The organism is Brevundimonas sp. EU05-FHT14B11 (genome assembly GCF_058790835.1).
This window is the reverse complement of the sequence record NZ_JBYTCY010000002.1, coordinates 69,616-87,733: the sequence shown is the minus strand read 5'-3', so window position 1 is coordinate 87,733 and position 18,118 is coordinate 69,616. Positions and strand designations below refer to the sequence as shown.

Annotated in this window: 21 protein-coding genes and 1 tRNA gene; 9 read left to right on the top strand and 13 right to left on the bottom strand. The window is 69.0% G+C overall.

Going from position 1 to position 18,118, the window contains the following annotated elements:
* Positions 1 to 75: 75 nt before the first annotated feature.
* Complete coding sequence (locus AC3WRV_RS07880; protein ID WP_492312802.1) at positions 76 to 642, bottom strand: hypothetical protein; 567 nt, start codon at positions 640 to 642, stop codon at positions 76 to 78.
* A 129-nt stretch (positions 643 to 771) separates the two neighbouring features.
* On the opposite strand from AC3WRV_RS07880, the gene rpmG reads away from it, so the two are divergent.
* On the top strand, positions 772 to 939 hold the full coding sequence (gene rpmG, locus AC3WRV_RS07875; RefSeq protein WP_029417689.1) for a 50S ribosomal protein L33: 168 nt from the start codon (positions 772 to 774) through the stop codon (positions 937 to 939).
* A 100-nt stretch (positions 940 to 1,039) separates the two neighbouring features.
* Positions 1,040 to 1,225 carry a hypothetical protein gene (locus AC3WRV_RS07870; protein WP_291838507.1) on the top strand — a complete coding sequence of 62 codons (186 nt, stop codon included), beginning with the start codon at positions 1,040 to 1,042 and terminating at the stop codon, positions 1,223 to 1,225.
* Here the strand turns inward: AC3WRV_RS07870 and AC3WRV_RS07865 are convergent.
* The 3 genes from AC3WRV_RS07865 to AC3WRV_RS07855 form a co-directional block, all read right to left on the bottom strand.
* A complete protein-coding gene (locus tag AC3WRV_RS07865) occupies positions 1,222 to 1,473 on the bottom strand; it encodes a hypothetical protein (RefSeq protein ID WP_492312801.1) in 252 nt (83 codons plus the stop codon). The two genes, AC3WRV_RS07870 and AC3WRV_RS07865, sit on opposite strands and share 4 nt — an antisense overlap.
* A gap of 146 nt (positions 1,474 to 1,619) precedes the next feature.
* Positions 1,620 to 2,984 carry a PleD family two-component system response regulator gene (locus tag AC3WRV_RS07860; protein WP_291838512.1) on the bottom strand — a complete coding sequence of 455 codons (1,365 nt, stop codon included), beginning with the start codon at positions 2,982 to 2,984 and terminating at the stop codon, positions 1,620 to 1,622.
* Between the two features lie 6 nt (positions 2,985 to 2,990).
* Entirely contained in the window at positions 2,991 to 3,356 is a 366-nt protein-coding gene (locus AC3WRV_RS07855) for a response regulator (RefSeq protein ID WP_291838517.1), read from the bottom strand.
* Positions 3,357 to 3,547: 191 nt separating this feature from the next.
* Here AC3WRV_RS07855 and AC3WRV_RS07850 point away from each other — a divergent pair, with 191 nt between their 5' ends.
* The 3 genes from AC3WRV_RS07850 to AC3WRV_RS07840 all read left to right on the top strand — a co-directional run bounded on the left by AC3WRV_RS07850 (position 3,548) and on the right by AC3WRV_RS07840 (position 6,756).
* Complete coding sequence (locus AC3WRV_RS07850; protein WP_492312800.1) at positions 3,548 to 4,795, top strand: DNA polymerase IV; 1,248 nt, start codon at positions 3,548 to 3,550, stop codon at positions 4,793 to 4,795.
* Positions 4,796 to 4,988: 193 nt separating this feature from the next.
* Positions 4,989 to 5,447, top strand: a complete 459-nt coding sequence (locus AC3WRV_RS07845) for a RidA family protein (protein WP_291838523.1) — start codon at positions 4,989 to 4,991, stop codon at positions 5,445 to 5,447.
* Positions 5,448 to 5,595: 148 nt separating this feature from the next.
* Positions 5,596 to 6,756 (top strand): GNAT family N-acetyltransferase, encoded by a 1,161-nt coding sequence (locus AC3WRV_RS07840; RefSeq protein WP_492312799.1) that lies wholly within the window; start codon positions 5,596 to 5,598, stop codon positions 6,754 to 6,756.
* Between the two features lies 1 nt (position 6,757).
* Here the strand turns inward: AC3WRV_RS07840 and AC3WRV_RS07835 are convergent, their stop codons facing one another.
* Positions 6,758 to 7,120: a phage holin family protein gene (locus AC3WRV_RS07835; RefSeq protein WP_492312798.1), complete on the bottom strand. Its 363-nt coding sequence runs from the start codon at positions 7,118 to 7,120 to the stop codon at positions 6,758 to 6,760.
* Positions 7,121 to 7,224: 104 nt separating this feature from the next.
* On the opposite strand from AC3WRV_RS07835, the gene AC3WRV_RS07830 reads away from it, so the two are divergent.
* Together AC3WRV_RS07830 and AC3WRV_RS07825 are read left to right on the top strand one after the other, a co-directional pair.
* The gene (locus AC3WRV_RS07830) at positions 7,225 to 7,662 is read left to right on the top strand and encodes an HIT family protein (RefSeq protein ID WP_492312797.1); all 438 of its coding nucleotides are present in this window, start codon (positions 7,225 to 7,227) and stop codon (positions 7,660 to 7,662) included.
* Between the two features lie 82 nt (positions 7,663 to 7,744).
* Positions 7,745 to 8,149 carry a DUF1761 domain-containing protein gene (locus AC3WRV_RS07825; protein ID WP_291840060.1) on the top strand — a complete coding sequence of 135 codons (405 nt, stop codon included), beginning with the start codon at positions 7,745 to 7,747 and terminating at the stop codon, positions 8,147 to 8,149.
* Between the two features lie 12 nt (positions 8,150 to 8,161).
* Here the strand turns inward: AC3WRV_RS07825 and AC3WRV_RS07820 are convergent, their stop codons facing one another.
* Positions 8,162 to 8,515, bottom strand: a complete 354-nt coding sequence (locus AC3WRV_RS07820; RefSeq protein WP_291840059.1) for a DMT family protein — start codon at positions 8,513 to 8,515, stop codon at positions 8,162 to 8,164.
* A 61-nt stretch (positions 8,516 to 8,576) separates the two neighbouring features.
* Between AC3WRV_RS07820 and AC3WRV_RS07815 the strand changes: the two genes are divergently transcribed.
* Positions 8,577 to 8,652: transfer RNA gene (locus AC3WRV_RS07815), tRNA-Thr, on the top strand.
* A gap of 13 nt (positions 8,653 to 8,665) precedes the next feature.
* On the opposite strand, the gene AC3WRV_RS07810 is transcribed toward AC3WRV_RS07815, so the two are convergent.
* From AC3WRV_RS07810 to AC3WRV_RS07800, 3 genes are all read right to left on the bottom strand, one after another.
* Positions 8,666 to 9,079, bottom strand: a complete 414-nt coding sequence (locus tag AC3WRV_RS07810) for a hypothetical protein (protein ID WP_492312796.1) — start codon at positions 9,077 to 9,079, stop codon at positions 8,666 to 8,668.
* Positions 9,080 to 9,160: 81 nt separating this feature from the next.
* Entirely contained in the window at positions 9,161 to 11,032 is a 1,872-nt protein-coding gene (gene feoB, locus AC3WRV_RS07805; protein ID WP_492312795.1) for a ferrous iron transporter B, read from the bottom strand.
* Entirely contained in the window at positions 11,032 to 11,304 is a 273-nt protein-coding gene (locus AC3WRV_RS07800; RefSeq protein WP_291840050.1) for a FeoA family protein, read from the bottom strand. The genes feoB and AC3WRV_RS07800 overlap by 1 nt, the downstream gene beginning before the upstream one ends.
* Positions 11,305 to 11,459: 155 nt before the next feature.
* Here AC3WRV_RS07800 and AC3WRV_RS07795 point away from each other — a divergent pair, with 155 nt between their 5' ends.
* Positions 11,460 to 11,972 carry a c-type cytochrome gene (locus AC3WRV_RS07795; protein WP_492312794.1) on the top strand — a complete coding sequence of 171 codons (513 nt, stop codon included), beginning with the start codon at positions 11,460 to 11,462 and terminating at the stop codon, positions 11,970 to 11,972.
* 54 nt (positions 11,973 to 12,026) lie between these two features.
* Here AC3WRV_RS07795 and AC3WRV_RS07790 read toward each other — a convergent pair whose 3' ends face one another.
* The 4 genes from AC3WRV_RS07790 to AC3WRV_RS07775 all read right to left on the bottom strand — a co-directional run bounded on the left by AC3WRV_RS07790 (position 12,027) and on the right by AC3WRV_RS07775 (position 18,064).
* A complete protein-coding gene (locus tag AC3WRV_RS07790) occupies positions 12,027 to 15,260 on the bottom strand; it encodes an efflux RND transporter permease subunit (protein WP_492313592.1) in 3,234 nt (1,077 codons plus the stop codon).
* A complete protein-coding gene (locus AC3WRV_RS07785; RefSeq protein ID WP_492312793.1) occupies positions 15,260 to 16,417 on the bottom strand; it encodes an efflux RND transporter periplasmic adaptor subunit in 1,158 nt (385 codons plus the stop codon). The genes AC3WRV_RS07790 and AC3WRV_RS07785 overlap by 1 nt, the downstream gene beginning before the upstream one ends.
* A 103-nt stretch (positions 16,418 to 16,520) precedes the next feature.
* Positions 16,521 to 17,303: a hypothetical protein gene (locus tag AC3WRV_RS07780; RefSeq protein ID WP_492312792.1), complete on the bottom strand. Its 783-nt coding sequence runs from the start codon at positions 17,301 to 17,303 to the stop codon at positions 16,521 to 16,523.
* Positions 17,300 to 18,064 carry a class II aldolase/adducin family protein gene (locus tag AC3WRV_RS07775; protein ID WP_492312791.1) on the bottom strand — a complete coding sequence of 255 codons (765 nt, stop codon included), beginning with the start codon at positions 18,062 to 18,064 and terminating at the stop codon, positions 17,300 to 17,302. Before AC3WRV_RS07775 ends, AC3WRV_RS07780 begins: the two co-directional genes overlap by 4 nt.
* Between the last annotated feature and the right edge of the window lie 54 nt (positions 18,065 to 18,118).

The following is an 18,118-nucleotide window of genomic DNA, read 5'->3' as shown; positions in this document are numbered from 1 at the left end:
GCCCTGCGCGCGATATCGTATTTTACGGTCTGGCCGACTTTGAAAACGGAATTCGGCCGGAAACGATCAACCCTATCAATCCGCCAGCGGGCGGGTCAGGTCGAACTCGACGCGGAAGAAGCGCCCGCCCGGACGGCGCAGCTCATAGGCGAAGGTCTGGCCGGGATGCACCTCGACCGCCCAGACATTGGTGGTCGAGACCTGGGCCCCGCCGGCCACAAACTGGTCGATCGAGGCCTGATTGACTGGAAACTCCTGTCGCGAGGCCGTTCCCGCCTCGACCGTGTCGCCGCCGTACATGTGATAGCCGTGGATGACCCCCTCTGGGTCCCGGTGGTCGTGCCTGAGCCACAGGCCTTCGTCCGTCCGCGTCACGATCCAGCGCCGCGACCGGTCCTCGCCCACGGCGAAGGGAATCCCGACCTCGTTCAGCGCGCAGTCGCGCACATGCATGACCAGCCGCTTGCCCCGGAAGTCGGCGTCGGCGGCGTCGTTCGAGACCACCCGCCCCTCGAACCGCTGGCCGCACAGGGCGTTCAGCCGGGCCAGGAAGGCGTCCTGCGGATCCGTCGCCTCCTGCGCGAAGGCGGGAGCGGACAGGGACAGGGCGGCCGCGGCGGCGGCGAGAAGAAGCGCTTTCATGCCCGCCACCGTGACCTTTGAACGGCCGATGCTCAATGCGGCGTCGCGCCCGTTGACTTCCGGGCGCGCCTGAGTATGTTCCGCGCCTCTCATTTAGCGGCTTTCGCCGTCCGCAAAGGTAATTGTCCGATGGCCAAGCCGGCTTCCATCAAGATCCGCCTGAACTCGACCGCCGACACCGGCTTCTTCTACGTCACCAAGAAGAACGCCCGTACGATGACCGAAAAGATGGTCGTCAAGAAGTACGACCCGGTCGTCAAGAAGCACGTCGAATTCAAGGAAGGCAAAATCAAGTAAGAAGTTGATTTGCTAACGATTTTCGAAGCGCCCGGTCAGCGATGACCGGGCGTTTTTCGTTGTCCGCCCTCATCCGCGGCAAGGCGTGCTAGGGTGCGGGATGAGCGATCCTGAAGACGGCCAGACCGACGCCCCGCCCGAGGGCGAGACCCCCGTCCAGAGGGCTCTGCGCCTGAAGCAGGCCAGGATCGCGGCCCAGCCCAAGCCTCCGCGTGGAGGCAAGTTTCAGCGTGAACAGGCCGCCCGGATCGCCACCGGCAAGTCCAAGCCCTGGATGAGTCGCTAGGCGGAGTGGCCGTCCAGCAGGGAGCGGATGCTCTGCAGGGCCTTCACATCCCGCCCGTCCGCGCGACCGCCGAGAGAGACCTCGGGGATGATCACATCCAGCATCGCCACGGCTTCGGCGGGCGTCTTGGGGACATGATCGAGAATGACGCGCTCTAGGTTCTCGACCGCCCTGTAGGCGGCGTCGTCCGCTGAGACGCTGAGGTTGGAAAACTGCACTATGGCTTGGGAGAAGGATGCCCGGCCCATTGCTGCCCCTTTCCGACGAAGCTGAGGCGGTGCAGGCCGGGTCGAGGGACCGCGGTCCTGACGGCTGTTCGTCTAAGGTGAAGCTGTCGCTATTCGCGATTTCTGTCCAGTATCAACGTGTTTCAGAAGTTACAGAACGACGATCGTCAGGCCGCCCGGGCGATCACCTGGTTGCGCCCGCGCGCCTTGGCCTCATAGACGCCCTCGTCGGCGCGCTTGAGCAGGGCGTCGGGGGTGTCGGTCACGCCGTTGAAGGCGGCCACCCCGACCGAGACGGTGATGGTCAGGCTCTCGGCCCCGCCCATGATCGGGAACGGCAGGGAGCCCACGTCGCGGCGGATCCGGTCGGCCACGCGGGTGGCGTCCTCCAGCGAGGCGCCGGGCATGACCACCACGAACTCCTCGCCGCCCAGACGGCACGGCAGGTCGATGGCGCGGACATTGGTGGCCAGGCGCACCGCGAACTCGCGCAGCACCTCGTCGCCGGCGTCGTGGCCGAAGCCGTCGTTGACCGCCTTGAAGTGGTCGATGTCTAGGACCAGCACGGCCACGGTGTCGCCCCCCTGCCCGGCCCGGCTGAGCAGGGCCTGCAGCTGGCCGGCCATGTAGCGGCGGTTGTGCAGCCCGGTGAGGGCGTCGGTGACGGCCATCTCCAGGCTGTAGTCCAGCTTCTGCTTCAGGAAGTCGGCGTAGCGCTTGCGCTTGATCTGGCTGCGCGCGCGGGCGTCCAGCTCCTCGGCGTCCACCGGGCGGGGCAGGATGTCGTTGACGCCCAGCTCCAGCGCCTTGATCAGCCGGGGCCGGTCGGCCGGATCGACCACCGCCAGGATGGGCACGCGCCGGGAGGCCTCGTTCGAGCGCGCCTGGGCCACGAAGCGCAGGCCGTCGAACTCGGACGCCGAGACGTTGACGATCATCAGGTCGACCGGACCGCGCGCGGCGATCAGGGCCGCCGCCGGATCGGGCTCGTGCACCGGGCGGTGTTCGTCGGACAGCTGGGCCACGATCTTGCCGGCCTGCAGGGCGCTGTCGTCCACGACCAGGACGCGCCCGCCCGAGCCGCGCAGACGGCCCGCGCCGTCGGTGTCGACGCCGAAGCGGCGGCCGCTTTCCTCGCGCTCGCGCAGCTCGTCCATGACCGCCTTGAGCCGCACCAGCGACTTCACGCGGGCGAACAGGATGACGTCGTCGATGGGCTTGGTGACGAAGTCGTCGGCTCCGGCTTCCAGTCCCTTGATCTTGTCCTCGCGCCCGTCCAGCGCGGTCACCAGCACGACCGGGATGTGACGCGTCACCGGATCGGCCTTCAGCCGGCGGCAGGTCTCGAACCCGTCCATGCCGGGCATCATGACGTCCAGCAGGATGATGTCGGGCCGCTCGGCCGAAGCCACCTCGATGGCCGTGTGGCCGTCCATCGCCGTCAGCACCTCATAATATTCGAGGGTCAGCTTGGCCTCGAGCAGGCGGACGTTCGGTTCGACGTCGTCGACGACAAGGATGCGCGCCGTCATGCCGCCCTACCCCAGATGCTTCCGGACGACCTCGAGGAAATGCATCACCGAGATGGGCTTGGAGATATAGGCCTCGCAGCCGCCCTGCCGGATCCGCTCCTCGTCGCCCTTCATGGCGAAGGCGGTCACCGCCACCACCGGGATATGGTTCAGTTCCTCGTCGTCCTTGAGCCATTTGGTGACCTCCAGCCCCGAGATCTCGGGCAGCTGGATGTCCATCAGGATCAGGTCGGGCCGATACTGGCGCGCCAGGGCGAGCGCCTGCAGACCCTCGCGGGTCTGAAGGGTTTCGTAGCCCTGCGAGTCGAGCAGATCATGAAACAGCTTCATGTTCAGCTCGTTATCCTCGACGATGAGGACCTTCTTCGACATCACCACCCGGCCTGTTCACCCCTCTCAGACGCGATTGCGCGGGGGCTTGTGCTCTTCCGAGACAGTCTCACCACGGTTCTCTTAAGTTGACGTGAAGCGCCGGTTTTCCCGTCGCCCGTCCGGTCGTGAAGGCGAATGGAGAGGCGGGCAGGATAGCTTGTGATCGGCCGCTCAGGCACAATCTCCCCTTCATGAAGTCCATCTGCCGCGACTGCCTCTGGACCAGCGACCGCAAGGCCGAGCGCTGCGGCGCGTGCGGATCGCGGCGGGTCGTGAGCCATGACGAGCTGGACGGCCTGACCATCGCCCATCTGGATTGCGACGCCTTCTACGCCTCGGTGGAGAAGCGCGACCGGCCCGAACTGCGCGACGTGCCGGTCATCGTCGGGGGCGGCAAGCGGGGCGTGGTCTCGACCTGCTGCTACATCGCGCGGATGTACGGGGTGCATTCGGCCATGCCGATGTTCAAGGCGCTGAAGGCCTGTCCCGAGGCCGTGGTGCTGAAGCCCGACTTCCGCAAATACGTGCCCGAGAGCGAACGCATCTTCGGCCTGGTCCGCGAGCTGACGCCCCTGGTCCAGACCCTGTCGCTGGACGAAGCGTGGATTGATCTGGCGGGAACGGAACGGCTGAACGGCGGGCCGCCGGCCTTCCAGCTGGTCCGCCTGCAGAAGCGGATCGAGGACGAGATCGGCCTCAGCGTCTCCATCGGCCTGGCCCCCAACCGCTTCCTGGCCAAGATCGCGTCGGAGCTGGACAAGCCACGCGGCTTCTCGGTCATCGGGGCGGAATCCAAGGCCCTGCTGGCCCCCAAGTCGGTGCGCATCCTGCCCGGCGTCGGCCCGGTGTTCGGCAAGACCCTGCAGAGCGACGGCTACGCCACCGTCGGCGACCTGGCCGCCGCCGAGGTGCGGGACCTGGTCAAGCGCTACGGCGAGACCGGCCTGCGCCTTCACGACCTGGCCCATGGCCGCGACGCCCGCGCCGTCCGGCCCGAGCATGACCGCAAGGGGATGAGCGCCGAGACCACCTTCAACGACGACCTGACCTCGGCCCAGGACCTGGAGAGCGAACTCTGGCCCCTGTGTGAGAAGCTGGCCTCCAAGGCGCGCCGCGACGGCGTGGCCAGCCGGGTCATCGTGCTGAAGCTGCGCCGGACCGACTTCAAGATCGTGACGCGGCGGATCAGCCTGCCCGAGCCGGTGCAGACGGCCCGCGCCCTGTTCGCCGCCGGGCGCGACCTGCTGACGCCTGAGCTGGGCCTGCCCTACCGCCTGATCGGCATCGGCATGGGCGAGGTGGTCGACGCCGTTGACGCCCCCGCCGCCCTGTTCGAGAGCACCGAGGCCCGGACGCTGAAGACCGAAAAGGCCATCGACGCGTTGCGGGACAAGTTCGGGAAGAGCGCCGTTGTGGCCGGACGGGCGTTGAAGGGCTGAGCTGGGTTCTCCCTCGCCCCCTGGGGAGGGTGGACCGAGAAGCGGGACGGGTGGGACGCCGAGTTCTCGGACACGAACCCCGCCCTGTCGTCGCTGACGCCCCGACATCCCTCCCCACAAGGGGGAAGGAGAAGGTGATGACGCCTCCTTCCGCACAGGCTAAACCGCCCCCAAATCCCTTCTGGAGCTTCCCATGACCGTCGCCGCCCGTCTCGCCGAACTCGGCATCAACCTGCCGGAACCCGCCAAGGCGGTCGCCAACTATGTGCCCTACGTCCAGACCGGCAACCTGCTCCACATCTCGGGCCAGCTGTCGAACGACGCCGCGGGCGGGCTGAAGGGCACCGTCGGCGCCGACGTGTCCCAGGACGACGCGGTCAAGGGCGCGCGCATGTGCGGCGTCAACCTGCTGGCCCAGATCTCGGCCGCGCTGGACGGCGATCTGGAGCGCGTCGTGCGCGTGGTGAAGCTGGGCGGTTTCGTCCAGGTCGCCGGCGATTTCGAAGCCATCCCGGCCGTCATCAACGGCTGCTCGGACCTGATGGTCGAGGTGTTCGGCGACAAGGGCCGCCACGCCCGTTCGGCCGTCGGCGTCTACAAGCTGCCCCTCGGCTTCGCGGTTGAAGTCGACGCGATCGTGGAAGTCCGCTGATCTCAGAAACGGCCCTCATGCTCCGCTCATCCCGGCGAAAGCCGGGACCCAGTCCTGTCCAGCCTGACGCAGGCGTTTCAGGACGGGCGATGATGCGCACCCGGCAAAAGCTGGTCACCCAAAGCACTGGGTCCCGGCTTTCGCCGGGATGAGCGGAATGGGGTACCAGATCAGGGTCCACAATGCCGTCGCCGAGATCGGCCGGGAGGCGTGGGACGCCTGCGCGGGTCCGTCCGGCGATCCGTTCGTCAGCTTTGACTTCCTGGACGCCTGCGAGGCCTCCGGCAGCGCGGTTCCGCGCGAGGGCTGGGCCGGGCGTCACCTGTCGCTGGAGGACGAGGACGGCCGCGTGATCGGCGTCATGCCCCTCTGGCTCAAGGGCCACAGCCAGGGCGAATACGTCTTCGACCACAGCTGGGCCGACGCCTATGAGCGGGCCGGCGGCCGCTACTATCCCAAGCTGCTGGGCGCCGTGCCCTTCACGCCCGTCACCGGCCCGCGTTTCCTGGCCCATCCGGCAGCCGACGCCGCCACGGTGCGCGAGGCCCTGATCCAGGGGGCGCTGACCCTGACGCAGCGGCTGGGCGCCTCGTCCCTGCACGTGAACTTCCCGACCCGCGAGGACTGGGACGCGATGGGGCAGGCCGGGCTGCTGAAGCGGCAGGACATCCAGTACGTCTGGCGCAACGGCGGCTATCAGACCTTCGAAGACTTCCTGTCGGCCCTGTCGTCCAGCCGCCGCAAGACGGTGCGGCGCGAGCGGCGCGAGGCCCAGGCCGGGCTGGATATCCGCGTCCTGACCGGGGCGGAGATCATGGAGGCGCACTGGGACGCCTTCTTCGCCTTCTACCAGGACACGGGCGAACGGAAGTGGGGACGCCCCTATCTGACGCGCGACTTCTTCAGCCGCCTGGGCGCGAGCATGGCGGAGCGGATCGCGCTGGTGATCGCCTTCCGGGACGAAACGCCCATCGCGGGGGCGCTGAACCTGATCGGCCGCGACGCCCTGTACGGACGCCAGTGGGGCGCGCTGGAAGAGGTCCCCTTCCTCCATTTCGAGCTCTGCTATTACCAGGCCATCGACTTCGCCATCTCCCGCGGCCTGTCGCGGGTCGAGGCGGGGGCCCAGGGGGACCACAAGATCGCCCGCGGCTACCTGCCCTCGCCCGTCTATTCGGCCCACTTCATCGCCGACCCGGCGCTGCGCGGTCCGGTGGCCGACTATCTGGAGCGCGAGCGCCCGGCCGTGGAGGCCGAGATGCACGCCATGGCGGAAGACCTGTCGCCCTTCCGCCGGGACGTCACCTGACTCAGTCGGCGCGACGGGCGTCCGGACCGCCGATGAACCAGCCGGCGATCCAGCTGACGATGCCGGTGACGATGGCCGCGCCGATGCCGGCCATCAGGCCGTCGACCGCGAAACCGCCCAGCAGATAGGCGACCAGGCCGATCACCGCCGCGTTCACCACCAGCAGGAACAGGCCGAAGGTGACGATGGTCAGCGGGAAGGTCAGCACCGTCAGGATCGGCCGCACGATGGCGTTGGCGATCCCCAGCAGGATGGCGGCCAGGATCAGCGAGCCGCTGTCGCTGAACGACACCCCCGGAACGATCCGCGCGGCCAGCCACAGGGCCAGGCAGGTGACGAGGAACTGGACGATGAAACGCAGCATGGCCGATCTCCGATAGGAACCTTGACCATAACACGTGAACGCCGATGGGGCTCCCCTGCCCGCGCACAGATTGCTAGCGTGGGCGCCGAGAGCCGGAGCCCCACATGACCCTTTACGCGCCTTACGACCCCGACAACATCTTCGCCAGGATTCTTAAGGGCCAGATTCCGTCGGTGAAGGTGTGGGAGGACGACGACGTCCTGGTGTTCATGGACGTCTTCCCGCAGTCGGAAGGCCATGTGCTGGTGGTGTCCAAGACCTCGACCGCCCGCAACCTGCTGGAGATCGAGCCCGAAGCCCTCGCAAAGGTCATGGAGGCCACCCGGCGCACCGCCCGCGCGGTCGAGAAGGCGCTGAAGCCCGAGGGCTTCCAGATCCTGCAGTTCAACGGCGAGGCCGGGGGCCAGACCGTCTTCCACCTGCATTTCCACATCGTGCCGCGCTGGGCCGACCGCCCGATGAAGGGCCACGGCCACGCCCCCATGGCCGACACCGAGGCGCTGCGCGCGCTGGCGGACCGCATCGCCGCCGAACTTGAGTGAACGCCGTTCATTGACGCCGGGCGGCGCGAGCGTAGCCTTTCTTCCTCAGCGGACTCATCCGCGGCCTTGGGAGGGGCATCCAATGGGCAAGCTAAACTGGCCGGGCATCCTGGTGGCGACCGTCGTCGCCTTCTTCGTCGGCTTCCTCTGGTACGGCGTGATCTTCGAGGCGCAGTGGAAGACCCTGACCGGCGTCACCGGCGAGGGCGGCGATCCGATGTGGATGCTGGCCGGCCTGGTCCAGACCTTCATCACCATGATCGGCCTGGGCTGGTTCATCGCCCGCGAGGGGTCGGCGGGCTGGAAGGGCGGGCTGAAGATCGGACTGGTCGCCTGCGTCTGCTTCGCCCTGATGACCTCGGCCTACAACTTCATCTACCAGACCTCGGACATCCGCCTGATCCACATCGACTGGAGCCACCTGCTGGTCATCTACCTGCTGGGCGGGGCGATCATCGGCGGGCTGAAGATCGGCAAGAAGGCCTGACCTGAGGGTGGCCTAGAGCGGCCCGCGGAAGATGAACCACGCCCCGGCGATGATCAGGGCGAAGCCGACGGCGTGGTTCATCGTCAGCTTCTCGCCCAGGAAGGTCACCGAGAAGACGGCGAAGACGATCAGGGTGATGACCTCCTGCATCGTCTTCAGCTCGGCGGCCGAATAGACCTGATGCCCGATGCGGTTGGCGGGCACGGCGAGGCAGTATTCGAAGAAGGCGATGCCCCAGCTGACGATCACCACGATCCACAGCGGCTTGGACCCGAACTTCAGGTGGCCGTACCAGGCCAGCGTCATGAAGACGTTGGAGGCGACCAGCATGAGCACCGGCGCGATGTGAGGAAAGGATATCGGCACGTGTCGCCTCCGCTTGCGTCCCGCCCCATGCGCCAGCATAAGGGCCGCCGTCAAACGGTTGGCCGGCTTAGCTCAGTTGGTAGAGCGCCAGTTTTGTAAACTGGATGTCGCGGGTTCGATTCCTGCAGCCGGCACCATCCCCCTGCCCCTTCAGAAGACCAGCCCGGTCCGCGCCTCGTGCAGGCGGGCGAAGTGGCGGGCGGCCTCGCCGAACAGCACCGGATCGGCCGAGTGCGCGTCCTCGATCACCGCCAGCACCGCGTCGATGGCGTCCTCGCGCGACGGCGGGCGGTCCTCGGCCAGCCGCTCCAGCAGGGTCAGCAGAGCGTCGCGGCGAAGCAGGGCCTGGGCCTTGAGCACCTTGTCGCCGGCGGCGGCCCGGCGCGGCGGCAACGGGTCGTTGAAGACCGGAATCTCAAGGAAGCCGTCCTCCGCGGGCAGGGCCATGGCGGGCGCGACGGCGGCGGCCTTTCCCTGGCCGCAATGGCGGCAGAGCTCGGCCTGATGGACGTCGGACCACAGGTAGTCGTGGCGGCACGGCGACGGGTTGTTTGGCGACTGCATGATCCGACCCCCGATTGACAGGGAGATCGACCGCGCGCGGCCGCCTTGTCAACCGGAGTTCGGCGACGGACGCGCCGGGGCTCAGCCTCCGCCCAGCGCCACGGACAGGTGGTAGGTCACGAAGGCGGACAGATAGGCTAGGCCGAACATGTAGACGACCATAACCCACATCCATTTCCACGAGTTCAGCTCGCGCTTGACCACGCCCAGCGTCGCCACGCACTGCGGGGCGAAGATGTACCAAGCCAGGAAGGCCAGGCCGGTGGCCAGCGACCAGTGCGACGCCAGGGTCGCGCCCAGCAGGCTGGTGGCGCTCTCGGGATCGGCGACGGCGTAGACGGTGCCCAGGGCCGCCACCGCGACCTCGCGCGCCGCCATGCCCGGGATCAGGGCGATGACCATCTGCCAGTTGAAGCCGATGGGTGCGAAGATGGGCTCCAGCGCCCGGCCGATCATGCCGGCGAAGGAGTAGTCGATGGCCGGCTGGGTCGCGCCCTCGGGCGGATAGGGGAAGGTCGCCAGCGCCCAGACGATGACCATCAGCGGCAGGATGATCCGCCCGGCCCGCTCCAGGAAGATGCGGGCGCGGAGCCACAGGTTGAAGGCCACGCTCTTGGGATCGGGCAGCTTGTAGGCGGGCAGCTCCATCATGAAGGGCTCGACCGCGCCCCTCCAGAAGATCTTGCGGATGACGAAGGAGACGATCAGGGCGCTGACGATGCCGGCGGCGTACAGGCCGAACATCACCAGCCCCTGCAGGCTGAGCACGCCCCACACCTTCTCGTTCGGAATGAAGGCGCCGATGATCAGGACATAGACGGGAATGCGCGCCGAACAGGTCATCAGCGGCGCGACCATGATGGTGGTCAGCCGGTCGCGCTTGGAATCGATCACCCGCGCCGCCATCACGCCGGGAATGGCGCAGGCGAAGCTGGAGAGCAGCGGAATGAAGGCCCGGCCGTGCAGCCCCGCCCCGCCCATGACCCGGTCCATCAGGAAGGCGGCCCGGGCCATGTAGCCGAAGTCCTCCAGCAGGAGGATGAACAGGAACAGGATCAGGATCTGCGGCAGGAAGACCAGCACCCCGCCGACGCCCGCGATCAGGCCGTCGACGATCAGGCTCTGCCAGATGCCGTCCGGCATGACGGTGGCGATCCAGGCGCCGAAGCCGCCCAGGACGCCCTCGATGCCGTCCATCAGCGGCGTCGCCCAGGTGAAGACCGCCTGGAACATGACGAACAGCAGGGCGACCAGGATCAGCAGGCCCGCGACCGGGTGCAGCAGCACGCCGTCGATCTTGCCGGTCAGGGTGTCCGGACGCTCGGGCGGCTTGACGCAGGCCTTCATGATGCGCTCGGCCTCGCGGGCCTTGCCGCGCAGGGCGTCGGCGTCCGGGGAGATCCACTCGCTCTCGGCGGTGGCCGACAGGGTCCCGGCGGCGGCGTCGACGGCGGCGATCAGTTCGGCGACGCCCCGGCGGCGCGTGGCCGTGGTCGGGATCACCGGCACGCCCAGTTCAGCCTGAAGCCTCTCCAGATCGATGCGCAGCCCCTGACGCTGGGCGATGTCGTACATGTTGAGCGCCAGCACCATCGGACGCCCGACGGCCTTCAGCTCCAGCACCAGGCGCAGGACCAGGCGCAGGTTGGTGGCGTCGGCGACGGCCACGATCACGTCCGGCGGAACCTCTCCGGCCAGCTTGCCCAGGACGGCGTCGCGGGTGACCTCCTCGTCCGGGCTGCGGGCGCGCAGGGAATAGGTGCCCGGCAGGTCGAGGACGGTCAGGGCGCGGCCTTCGCCGGTGCGGATATGGCCTTCCTTCCGCTCGACGGTGACCCCGGCGTAGTTGGCGACCTTCTGGTGGGCGCCGGTCAGGGCGTTGAACAGGGCGGTCTTGCCGCTGTTCGGGTTGCCGACCAGGGCGACGCGGGGCGTGCGAACCTGCATGTCCATCAGGCGGCGGTCCCGTCCAGGCGGATCGTCAGGCTGGCGGCCTCGTGACGGCGCAGGGCGACGCGCATGTCGTCGACCTTCATGGCGATGGGATCACGGCCGAACAGGCCCTCGTGCAGCAGCTCCACGCGCGCGCCCTCGACGAAGCCCAGTTCGATCAGGCGGCGCTCCAGTTCGACGGCGTCGCCCTTGTGGTGGCAGTGCTCGCCGACCTGAACGATGACGCCGCGGGCGCCCTTGCGGGCCTCGCTCAGTTTGAGGGTGTCAGACATGGAACTCGTGGAAACGCCGGCGCGAAAAAGGCGCGCCTTTCCTGACAGTGATTATCAGGAGCGACACCTCAGCGTCCACCCCGGCCAAGCGTCGCAGGGCGGTTGTCCGGGCCGGTGTTTGAGCTATCACTGCTCCCGGATTCCGGAGCCTTCCCATGACCCGCCTCGCCCTCGTCCCCGCGCTGTCCCTGGCCGCCCTGCTGGGCCTGTCCGCCTGTAGCGATGGCGGGGCCGGATCGGCCGCCCCCGCCGCGCCGCCGAAGCCGGAGCTGACCCCGGCGCAGAAGGCCGTCCTGCTGGCCGCCCTGCCCGCCCCGTACAATCAGGGCGACCTGGACAACGGCCGCCGCGTCTTCGCCCGCTGCCGCTCGTGCCACACGGTGACCGAGGGCGGACCGAACATGACCGGACCGAACCTGTACGGCGTCTTCGGGCGTCAGGCGGGGACCGCGGCCAAGTACAACTATTCGAACGCGGTGAAGACCGCCGGCTTCGTCTGGGACGCCGAAAAGCTGGATCACTGGCTGGAGAACCCGCGCACCTTCCTGCCCGGCAACAAGATGACCTTCCCCGGCCTGCCGGACGCGACCGACCGCCGCGACGTCATCGCCTGGCTGAAGGTCGAGACCGGATACGTTCCGGCGGGGGCTCCGCCGCCGGCTCAATAAAAAGCTATCGTCATCCCGGCCTTCGCTGGGATGAGATGGCAGATTGGCTGGTCCCTATTCCGCCGCCGCCAGGCCCTTGTCGTTGGCGGTGGTCTCCTGGGCTTCCCACTCCTCGATCTTGCGGGCGGTGTATTCCGGCGACTTGGTGAAGCGCGCCAGCACGCCGTAGATCACGGGCACCACGAACAGGGTCAGCAGGGTCGCGAACATGGCACCGGCGAAGATCACCACGCCGATGGTCTGGCGGCTGCCCGCCCCCGCCCCGTGCCACAGCACCAGCGGCAGGGCGCCGAAGGCGGTGGCGATCGAGGTCATGATGATCGGACGCAGGCGCAGGGTCGACGACTCGATGATGGCGTCGCGGATCGACCGGCCCTGGTCGCGCAGCTGGTTGGCGAACTCGACGATCAGGATGCCGTTCTTGGCCGCCACACCGATCAGGATGATCAGGCCGATCTGGCTGTAGATGTTCAGGCTGGAGCCCGCCATGACCAGGCCGAACAGCCCGCCGGCGGCCGCCAACGGCACCGTCAGCATGATCACCGCCGGGGTGATCCAGCTTTCGAACTGGGCCGCCAGCACCAGGAAGACCAGCAGCAGGGCGAGGCCGAAGGCCGCGGCGACGGCGCCGCCGGCCTCCTGCTGGTCGCGCGCCGCCCCGCCCCACTGGGTGGTGACCACGCCCTGCGGCTGCTGGGCGGCGGTCTGGGTCAGGAAGGCGGTGGCGTCGGCGATGGTGTAGCCGGGGTTCAGGTCCGCGCTGAGGGTGATGGCGCGCTGACGGTCCAGACGACGACGGTCGGGCGTGTCGCCCGAGGTCTGGGTCGTGACCACCGCCGACAGCGGCACCAGCTGGCCGGAGCCCGTGTTGACGTACAGGGCCTCCAGATCGCTGACGTTGCGCCGGTTGTCGCGCTGGGTCTGCAGGATGACGTCGTACTCCTGCCCGCCCTTCAGATAGGTGGTGGCGCGGCGGGAGCCGAACATGGTCTCCAGCGTGCGGCCGATGGACTGGGCCGAGACGCCCAGGGCCGCGGCCTTCTCGGGGTCCACGTCGACCAGCAGGCGCGGGGCGTTCGGCTCATAGTTCAGGCGCGGACGCGAGAAGCCGGGGTTCTCCAGCGAGGCCGCCAGCATGGGCTGCAGCCAGTTGTAGATGTCGCCGTACTCCGCCCCCGTGACGATCATCTCGACCGAGTTGGAGTTGCCGCCGCCGCGCTGGAAGGCGCCGGGGACCGAGGCGTTGACCTGGGCGTCCGTCTGGCCGCGCAGCTTGCCGTTCAGTTCCTGGGCGATCTCGTCGGCCGAGCGGTGGCGAAGCGACCAGTCGGCCAGAATCAGGCTGCCGTTGCCGGAGTTGTAGCTGCCGCCGCCGAAGCCGGGCGCCGAAACCAGATAGCTGTCCGCCTCGCCGCTGGCCTTGTACTCGGCCAGGATGGGCTCCAGACCCAGGACGATCCGGCGGGTGTAGTCGAAGCCGGCGCCCTCGGGTCCCTGGACGCGGATCTGCACCCGGCCCCGGTCTTCCGGCGGCACCAGTTCGTCCGGCAGGGTCAGGAACATGACCGTCGCGCCGGCCCCGACCAGCACGATCAGGCCGATCACGCCCACGACCGCGATCCGGGTGCCCAGCAGGGCGCGCAGGGAATTGCCGTAGGACTCGCGCAGCTTGTCCATGGCCCAGTCGACGCGCTTGGCGACGAAGCCGCCGCTGTGCGCCGGACGCAGGATCTTGGACGCCAGCATGGGCGACAGGCTGAGCGCCAGGAAGGCCGAGAAGGCCACGGCCGCGGCGATGGCCGCCGCCAGCTCGACGAACAGGCGGCCGACGTAGCCGGGCAGGAACAGCAGCGGCGCGAACACCGCCAGCAGCACCACGGTGGTGGCCACGACGGCGAAGAACACCTGGCGCGCGCCGCGCTCGGCGGCGACCAGGGGCGGTTCGCCGTGGTCGATGCGGCGCTGGATGTTCTCGGTCACCACGATGGCGTCGTCGACCACCAGACCGATGGCCAGCACCAGGGCCAGCAGGGTCAGCAGGTTCAGCGAGAAGCCCAGCGGGGCCAGGACGATGAAGGTGGCCAACAAGCAGATGGGCGCCACGATCGACGGGATCAGGGCGGCGCGCAGGGTGCCCAGGAAGATGAAGTTGACCAGGGCGACCAGCGCCATCGAGATGCCGATGGTGATCCACACCTCGTCGATGGCGTGGCTGGTGAAGACCGAGTTGTCGGACCCGACGACCAGCTCCGTGCCCGGCGGCAGGCTGGGACGGATCTGCTCGATCATCTTGTGCACGCCGTCGGAGATGGCCAGGTCGTTGGACTGGGCCTGACGGGTGACGGCCAGGCCGATCTGGTCGACGCCGTTGCCGCGGAACAGGCGGCGGTCCTCGGCGGGAGCCTCCACGACGCGGGCGATGTCGCCCAGACGGGTGACATAGGCCGCCTGGCCCTGGATGGCGCCGGTGGCGCCGCTGGGCAGGGCGTTGCTGTTGGTGGCCAGGCCGCTGGTGTTGTTCGAGGCGGCGGCGTTGGAGGCCGAGCCGCGCGTGCCGATGGGCAGTTGGCGGAAGTCCTCGGCGCGGGCGTAGGTGCGCGCGACGCGGACGGTGTAGTCCTTCTGGCCCGACTCCAGCGAACCGGCGGGCAGTTCGACGTTCTGGGCCGTCAGGGCCGTCTCGACGTCGGTGACGGTCAGTCCGCGCGCGGCCATGGCGGCGGCGTCCAGCCAGATGCGCATGGCGTAGCGCTGCTCGCCGTAGATCTGCACCTGGGCGGCGCCCGGCACGGTGGCCAGGCGGTCGATCAGATAGCGGTCGGCGTAGTCCGTCAGCTCCAGCCGGTTCAGGCTGGTCGAGCGCAGGAACAGGATGATGATCGGCTGGCTGTCCGAGTCGGCCTTGGCCACTTCGGGCGGATCGGCCTGGTCCGGCAGGCGGCCGACCACGCGCGAGACGCGGTCGCGCACGTCGTTGGCGGCGTCGTCGATGTTGCGGTCCAGCGAGAATTCGATGTTCACGCTCGACCGGCCGTCGCGGCTGGACGAGGTGATGCGCTCGACGCCCTGGATGCCGGCGATCTGCTGCTCGATGGGCTCGGTGATCCGGCTTTCGATAACCTCGGCGGAGGCCCCGGCGTAGCTGGTGTTCACCGACACGATCGGCGGATCGACGTCCGGCAGTTCGCGCACCGGCAGGAAGAAGAAGGCCGCGGCGCCGATCACGCACAGCACGATCGCCGCCACCGCCGCCATGACGGGGCGGCGGACGGAAACGTCGGAGAGCATCATCGGGCGGCGCCCTGGGCCGGAGCGGCGCGGCCGCCCTGCCCCCCGCCTTGACCGCCTCGCCCGCCCGCTCCGCCGACGCGCACGGGGGCGTTGGGCTGGATGCGGTTCAGGCCCGAGCCGACCACGCGGTCGCCATTGGCCAGGCCGGACAGGATCTCGACGAAGCCGCCCTCGACCGCGCCGGTCTCGACCACGACCCGCTGGGCCGTGGAGCCGCGCTCGCCGTTGGCGATGCGATAGACGAAGGCGCCGTCGCCTTCGTACTGGACCGCGGCCTCGGGCACGGCGATGCCCTGGCGCAGGCCCTGCTGGACGGCGACGCGGACGGCCATGCCGGGCCGGATGCGGGCGCCGGGATTGGGGATTTCGGCGCGGGCGGTGACCGAGCGGGTCGACTCGTTCACCCGCGTGTCGATCAGGGCGATGCGGCCGGTGAAGACCTCGTCGCCATAGGCGTCGATGGTGGCGGTGATCGGCGTCCCCGCCCGCAGGACGGCCAGGTAGCGCTCGGGGATGGGGAAGTCGACGCGGACCACGTCGATGTCGTCCAGGGTGGTGATGACGGCGCCCGGATTGACCAGGGTGCCCGGGGTGACGGTGCTGAGGCCCAGCACGCCCGCGAACGGCGCGCGGATGGTGCGGTCCCCGGCGCGGGCCTCGGACGCGGCCAGCGAGGCGCGGGCCGATTCCAGCTCGGTCTCATACTGTTCGACCATGGCCGCCGAGGCGAAACCGCGGTCGTTCAGGGTCTTGTAGCGCTCGTACATGGTCTGGGCGCGGGCGACCTGGGCGCGGTTGTCGGCGATGTTGGCGTCTTCCTCGCGGGCCTGCAGCTGGACCAGGGGCGTGCCGGCGGCGACGCGCTGGCCGTCCGAGAACATCACGCGGGTGATCAGTTCGCTGGTCGAGGAGGTGATGTTGACCGAGCGCCGGCCACGGGCGACGCCCAGGACGCGGATGCGGTCGCTGAACTCGCGCGGCGCGGCGACGGCTTCCGACACGGCCTGGCCGCGTCCGCCGCCGGGTCCGCCCCGGCCCCCGCCCGGTCCGCCGGCCTTCTCATCGTCGGCGAACGCCATGCGCAGCACGAGGGCGCCGACCATCAGGGCCAGGAGGATCGCCGCGGCGACGAGGAAGAAGTGACGCTTGACCACGCGGCGGGCGCTCCGGGACTTTGGGGACGTGCCGACTTAGCGGCTCTCGCCGTCGACGCAACTTAAGTTCATGTAACGGGTGCTGTTCCGAATTCCGTCGCGGTCAGAAGCGACGCCATAGCCCGATGACCGGACCGCCCGAACGCGGCGTCTCCCGCCCGGCCACGGCCTCGCGCCATCCGGCCTGGACGCTCCAGGATCCGAAGCGCCGGACCAGGGAGGTCTCGACCGACAGCCAGCGCGGCCCGCCGTCGTCGGCCTGCCCGCCGTAGGCCTGGTTCAGCAGCATCCACTTGTCGCCGAAATGCAGGCCGAGCGTGGCGTCGACGCGGGTCTCGTCCGGCAGTCCGCCCCGAATCCGCCGCGCCGCCTCCAGCGTGACGAAGCCGCCGGTCGCCGCGCGGGACATCCACCGGGCCCGTCCGAACGAGCGGCCGGCCGAGGCGCGGACCTCCCAGTCCTGGCCGCCGACGCCGGGCGGGGCATAGCCGGCGTTGCGCCCTTCCCCGCCGTCCGCCACGCCGCCGTACAGGGCCACCGCCGTGCGGTCGTCGCGCCAGACCTGCCAGTTCACGCCGATCTCCAGCGGCCCGCGGCCCTCGTAGTCGACGAAGGCGTCCTTCCCCGACTGCCAGTCGCCCTTGAAACGGACGGTCAGGCGATCCGTCAGGCCGTATTCGGCGAAGACCGAGACCACGGTGTCGCGGCGGTCGGCGGGCAGGTCGGCGAGGCTGCCGTCCGGGTCGAACCCTTCGCCGGCCCGCATGTCTTCGAACTTGACGATCACCTGCCCGTCGCCCTTCGGCAAGGTCCAGGGACCGGCCGCGGCCGGGGCGGCGGCCCCAAGGGCTGCCAGCGTCAGCAGCAGCCCCCCGGCCCGCCTCACACGTCGTAGCCGGGCGACTTCCTGTCGAGCATACGCAACGCGCCCGGCCAGGCGAGGGCCGAAATGAACCCAATCCCCTTGCCCTGCTCCCGCGTCTCGGCCTGGGCCGCGTCGGGGGCGAACAGGACGTGTTCCCGCCCGCCGGACAGGGCCGCGATCTGCTGGGCGCAGGCGCGCTCGAGGAAGAACATGCCGATCCAGGCCGCCGCCGCCGTCGGACCGACCGCCAGGGTGCCGTGGTTGCGCAGCAGCATCAGCGGCTTGTCGCCGAGGTCCGCCACCAGCCGCTCGCGCTCCTCGTGGTTCAGCGCCAGGCCTTCGTAGCCGTGATAGGCGACCTGATGCTGCAGCAGGCAGGCATTCTGGCCGATCGGCAGCAGGCCCTCCTGCTGCGCCGCCACTCCGACGCCGGCCACGGTGTGCAGGTGGATGACGAAATGCGCGTCATCCCGGGCCCCGTGAATGGCCGAGTGGATGGTGAAGCCCGCCGGATTGATGAAGTTCTCGGTCTCCTGGACGATGTTGCCGTCCAGATCGACCTTCACGAGGGACGAGGCCGTCATCTCCTCGAAATACCAGCCGTACGGATTGATCAGGAAATGATGCTCGGGCCCCGGCACGCGGGCCGAGATATGGGTGAAGATCATGTCGTCCCACCCGTGCAGCGCCACCAGGCGGTACAGGGCCGCCAGTTCGACGCGGGTGTTCCACTCCGCCTCGGACACCCGAGACTTCAGGGAAGTCATTGCACCGTCAGCCATGGCCGTCGTCCTCGCCTCGTTCTTATGGCGCGCACGCTCGCCCCGGGGCGGGGC